The sequence below is a fragment of the Finegoldia sp. P1-F-LS genome (assembly GCF_052932205.1).
This window is the reverse complement of sequence record NZ_JBRFJH010000048.1, coordinates 1-255: the sequence shown is the minus strand read 5'-3', so window position 1 is coordinate 255 and position 255 is coordinate 1. Positions and strand designations below refer to the sequence as shown.

Annotated in this window: 1 rRNA gene; it reads right to left on the bottom strand. The window is 48.6% G+C overall.

Features of this window, described 5'->3' with window-relative positions:
• Positions 1-255 (bottom strand): 23S ribosomal RNA (locus ACU68Y_RS09230); the annotation flags it as partial.

The following is a 255-nucleotide window of genomic DNA, read 5'->3' as shown; positions in this document are numbered from 1 at the left end:
CCTGCGACTTCACATCTTAAATGTTTAATCTTGCTACGTATCGTAACTCGCTGGCCCGTTCTACAAAAAGTACGACATTAGAAGTCTTCTTCCTCTGTCTGCTTGTAGGCGCAAGGTTTCAGGTTCTATTTCACTCCCCTCCCGGGGTTCTTTTCACCTTTCCCTCACGGTACTATTCGCTATCGGTCACCAGGTAGTATTTAGCCTTAGGGGGTGGTCCCCCTATCTTCCCACAGAATTTCACGTGCTCCGTGG